The organism is Pseudomonas gingeri, assembly GCF_013386165.1.
GTDB lineage: Bacteria > Pseudomonadota > Gammaproteobacteria > Pseudomonadales > Pseudomonadaceae > Aquipseudomonas > Aquipseudomonas gingeri_C.
In genome coordinates this window covers 1-5,644 of the sequence record NZ_JACAOS010000009.1, presented here as the reverse complement: position 1 = coordinate 5,644, position 5,644 = coordinate 1, and the positions used below count along the sequence as shown (strand labels likewise).

The following is a 5,644-nucleotide window of genomic DNA, read 5'->3' as shown; positions in this document are numbered from 1 at the left end:
TGCTGTGCCGCGAAGAGGTGCCTGGCGACAAACGTCTGGTGGCCTATGTCACCGGAAGAGGAGAAGTGACGCCGGTGGAGGCGTTGCACAGCCACCTGCAAGGCCTGTTACCGGAGTACATGGTGCCCACGGCCTATGTGCACCTGGAAAACCTGCCGCTGACGCTGAACGGCAAACTGGACCGCAAGGCCCTGCCGGCGCCGGATGCGCAGGCGTTGATCAGCCGTGGCTACGAAGCGCCGCAAGGCGAAGTGGAAAGCCTGCTGGCATCGATCTGGTCGGATGTGCTCAAGGTCGAGCAGGTCGGGCGACATGATCATTTCTTCGAGTTGGGTGGCCATTCGCTGCTGGCGGTGACGCTGATCGAGCGCATGCGCCAGGTCGGTCTGAGTACCGATGTGCGCGTGTTGTTCAGCCAGCCGACCCTGGCCGCGCTGGCGGCGGTGGGCGGTGGTACGGAAATCGTGGTGCCGGTCAACCTGATCCCCGAGGGCTGCGAACAGCTCACCCCTGAGCTGTTGTCGTTGATCAGCCTTACCCAGACGCAGATTGATCGGGTCGTGGCGAACGTGCCAGGCGGCGTGGCGAACGTCCAGGATATCTATCCGCTGGCACCGTTGCAGGCGGGCATTCTCTATCACCATATCAGCGCCGAGCAGGGTGATCCCTATACCCTCAAAGCGCTGTTCGGCCTGCGGGACCGGGCGCGGCTGGATGATTTCATCCGGGCCTTGCAAGGGGTGATCGATCGTCACGACATCCTGCGCACCGCAGTGCTTTGGGAAGGTCTCGACGAGCCGTTACAGGTGGTGTTGCGTCAAGCCACGCTTGCTGTCACCGAACTGTTCCTGGATCCGGCGGAAGGCCCCGTGGCCGATCAATTGCACCAGCGTTTCGATCCTCGGCATTACCGACTCGATGTGCGTCAGGCGCCGTTGATCCGGATTGCCTTTGCCCATGATCCAGTCCATGACCGCTGGCTGGCGATGCTGGTGTTCCATCACTTGGTCAACGATGCGACTTCGCTGAGCGTGGTGCTGCGTGAAATCCAGGCGCACCTGCTTGGCCAGGCCCAAACCCTGGGCGAGACGGTACCGTATCGCAATTATGTGGCCCAGGCACGCCTGGGTGTCAGCCAGGCACAGCACGATGCATTTTTCCGTGGGATGCTTGCTGATATCGACGAGCCGACCCTGCCGTTCGGCTTGCAGGATGTGCAGGACGGAGGACGGGATCTCGAAGAGTCCGAGCTGACTCTGGCCACCGAACTGAACCTGCGTCTGCGGGCCCAGGCCCGACAGGCGGGGGTGAGTGCCGCGAGCCTGATGCACTTGGCCTGGGCGCGGGTGCTGGGCAGTGTTTCCGGTCGGGAGCAGGTGGTGTTCGGCACGGTATTGCTGGGTCGGATGCAGGCCGGTGCTGGCGCCGACCGGGCCTTGGGCATGTTTATCAACACCTTGCCGTTGCGCGTCGATGTCGGGGCGCAAACGGTGATGGCGGGGCTCAAGGCGACCCATGGGCAACTGACCGCACTGTTGGGGCATGAGCATGCCCCGCTGGTGTTGGCCCAGCGTTGCAGCGGCGTGGCCGCGCCGACACCGTTGTTCAGTTCGCTGCTCAATTACCGGCACAATGCAGTGGCGGAGGCCGAGGCCACGCCGGAGCACGAGGAGGCCTGGCGCGGGATTGAAACCTTCGACGCCGAGGATCGAACCAACTACCCGCTGACCCTGAACGTCGACGACCTGGGGGACGCTTTCAAGGTCTCGGTGCTGGTGACGGCCGAGGTCGGGGCGCAGCGTCTTTGCGGCTATATGCAGGCGGCTTTGGTGCAGTTGGTCGAGGCCCTGGAGGTGGCGCCGACCTTGGCGCTCGACAGTCTGTCGATCCTGCCGCCGGCCGAGCGTGAACAGGTCCTGGTCGGTTTCAACACCACGCTCACCCATTCTCCACGACAACAGACCATTCACAGTCTGTTCGAGGCTCAGGTACAACGCACCCCTGAGGCTCCTGCGGTGTGGCAGGACGAAACAACCCTGAGCTATGGCGAGCTGAACCGCCAGGCCAACCGTCTGGCCGCTGAACTGGCAGGTCTCGGCGTACAACCGGGGGATAGCGTGGCGCTGTTGTTACCACGCTCCATCGATCTGCTGGTCAGTCAACTGGCGGTGCTCAAGTGCGCGGCGGTCTATGTACCGCTGGACATCAATGCGCCACGTGAACGCCAGGCCTTCATGGTGCAGGACAGCCTGGCCGTGCTGGTGCTGACCTACAGCGCTGAAACCCTGGACCAGGGTGTACCGCGTCTCGACCTCGACACCCGGCCTGCCAGTGACGAGCCGGCGGACAACCCCGATCGCCCGGCAACCGCCGAGTCGGTGGCCTATATCATGTACACCTCCGGCTCTACCGGCACGCCTAAGGGTGTGCTGGTTCCGCACCGAGCCATTGGCCGCCTGGTGATCGACAACGGTTACGCCGATTTCAACGCACGGGATCGCGTGGCCTTTGCCTCCAACCCGGCTTTCGATGCCAGCACCCTGGATGTCTGGGCACCGTTGCTCAATGGCGGTTGCGTGGTGGTGGTCGAGCACTCGGTATTGCTGTCCCAGGAAGCGTTCCGGGCCCTGTTGCTGGCGCAGTCGGTCAGCGTACTGTGGCTGACCGCCGGTCTTTTCCACCAATACGCCGATGGCCTGATGGAAGTCTTCGCCCGGTTGCGCTACCTGATTGTCGGCGGTGATGTGCTGGACCCGGCGGTGATCGGCCGAGTACTGGCGCAAGGTGCGCCGCAACATCTGCTCAATGGCTATGGCCCGACCGAAGCCACGACCTTTTCCGCGACCTACGAAATTACCTCGGTGGGCAATGGTGGTATTCCCATCGGTCGACCCATCGGCAACAGCCAGGTCTATGTGCTTGATGCCCGGCGTCAACCGGTGGCGGTGGGGGTGCCCGGCGAGCTGTATATCGGCGGGCAGGGCGTGGCCAGGGGATATTTGAATCGCCCGGAATTGAGCGCCACGCAGTTTGTCGCCGATCCGTTCAGCGACCAGGAGGGCGCGCGACTGTATCGCACCGGTGACCTCGGTCGCTGGAGGGCGGACGGCAACCTGGAATACCTCGGCCGTAATGACGGTCAGGTGAAGATTCGTGGTTTCCGTATCGAACTGGGTGAAATCGAGGCCGCATTGGTCACGCACCCGGCGGTCCAGGAGGCGGTGCTGCTGGCCCGGCAGGACGCCGGTGAGAAACGCCTGGTGGCCTATTTCATTCTGCGCGAGCCGCGGCAGACACTTGATATCGAAAGTCTGCGCAGTCATTTGCAGGCCCGCCTGCCGGACTACATGGTGCCCGCGGCCTATGTGCGTCTCGAAACGTTGCCGCTGACCCCGAACGGCAAGCTGGATCGCAAGGCCCTGCCGCAACCGGATGCGCAGGCACTGGTCAGCCGTGGCTATGAGGCGCCCGAAGGCGCGGTCGAAACCACCTTGGCGGCGATCTGGGCCGAGGTGCTCAAGGTCGAGCAGGTTGGGCGTCACGATCACTTCTTCGAATTGGGCGGGCACTCGCTGCTGGCAGTCAGCCTGATCGAACGTATGCGCCAAGCCGGTTTGAGTGCCGACGTGCGCGTGCTGTTCGGCCAGCCGACCCTGGCCGCGCTGGCGGCTGCGGTCGGTGGGGGCAATGAAATTAAGGTTCCTGCCAATGCCATCAAGGCCGGCTGCACCCGGATCACCCCGGACTTGCTGCCGCTGGCCGATCTTGACCAGGCAGCTATCGACCATATTGTCGCCAGCGTGCCGGGTGGCGTGGCCAATGTGCAGGATATCTACCCGCTGGCGCCGTTGCAGGAAGGGATTCTTTATCACCACCTGGCGGCCGAGCAAGGCGATCCATATGTCTTGCAGATCCTGTTCAAGATGACCAGCCGCGAGCGCCTGAGCGCCTTTATCGACGCCCTGCAAAGTGTGATCGAGCGCCATGACATTCTGCGTACCGCCGTACTCTGGCAAGGACTGGAGACACCGATGCAGGTGGTCTGGCGCCAGGCTCGGCTGTATCTGGAGCAAGTCGAATTCGACCCGTCCGAAGGCGAGATCGCCGATCAGTTGCGTCAGTGCTTTGACCCCCGCCATTCGCGTCTGGACATCACTCAGGCGCCGCTGATGCGCCTGGCCTTCGCTGAGGACCTGCCCAACCAACGTTGGGTGGCGACGTTATTGTTTCACCACATGATCCTCGACCATACCGCCATGGAAGTGGTCCTCCATGAGATGCAGGAACACTTGCTGGGCCTGCCCGGCCAGCTCGGCGCCGCCGTGCCCTATCGCAACTATGTGGCCCAGGCCCGCCAGGGCGTGAGCCGCGAGGCCCATGAAAGTTTCTTCCGCGAGCTGCTCGGTGATGTCGATGAGCCGACCCTGCCGTTCGGGTTGCTCGATGTACAGGGCGATGGTCGCGATATCGAAGAAAGCAGCCTGGCGTTGGGGCGCGACGTGGACCTGCGCCTGCGGGCCCAGGCCCGGCAGTTGGGGGTAAGTGCCGCGAGCCTGGTACATCTGGCCTGGGCCCAGGTGCTGGGGAAGGTTTCGAGCAAGCACACCGTGGTGTTCGGCACCGTGCTGATGGGCCGGATGCAGGGCGGTGAAGGCGCCGATCGAGCACTGGGGATGTTTATCAATACCTTGCCGCTTCGTGTGGATCTAGCGGAGCAGGGTGCACGAGACGGGGTTCGCGCGACCCATGCCCGGCTCACGGCGCTGCTCGGTCATGAGCATGCACCGTTGGTGCTGGCCCAGCGTTGCAGCGGTGTGGCTGCGCCGCTGCCGCTGTTCAGCGCGCTGCTCAACTACCGCCACAGTGGTGCGGCTGAGCGTTCGGGCGAGGCGCTTGAGGCCTGGCGTGGTATCGAGGTACTGAGCGGTGAGGAGCGCACCAACTACCCGTTGACCTTGAACGTCGACGACCTGGGTGACGATTTCAACCTGACGGTTCTGGTCACCGGCAAGGTCGGTGCCCGGCGTGTCTGTGGCTATATGCAGGCCGCGCTGGAAAGCCTGGTGGAGGCACTGGAGCACAGGCCGCAGGTGGCGTTGAACAGCCTGTCGATCATGCCCGACGACGAGCGCGAGCAGTTGCTGGTGGGCTTCAATGACACGGCGCTGGAGTATCCGCAGGCGCAGACCGTGCATGGTCTGTTTGAGGCGCAGGTACAGCGTACGCCGGAGGCTTTGGCGGTGGTCCATGGCGAACAGCGCCTGAGCTATCGCGAGCTTAACGAGCAGGCCAACCGTTTGGCCCATGCCCTGCGCAAACAGGGTGTACAGCCGGATTCACGGGTGGGGATCTGTGTTGAGCGTGGCGCGGAAATGGTCGTTGGCTTGTTGGCGATCCTCAAGGCAGGCGGCGGTTATGTACCGTTGGACCCGGCTTATCCGGTAGAACGGATTGCCTATATGTTGCAGGACAGTGCTCCGGCAGCTGTGCTTGCGCAAACGGCTACCCAGGATCTGTTGGCGGGTATTTCGGTGCCCGTGATCAATCTCGACCAGGGCACCTGGCAGGACGAATCCGTCCAGAATCCGCAGGTGCCGGGGCTGACTTCGGCGCATCTGGCGTACCTGATCTACACCTCGGGTTC

Annotated in this window: 1 protein-coding gene; it reads left to right on the top strand. The window is 63.4% G+C overall.

What is annotated here, in order from left to right:
• The coding region (locus HX866_RS09955) for a non-ribosomal peptide synthetase (protein WP_177139360.1) at positions 1-5,644 on the top strand (5,644 nt) is incomplete at both ends.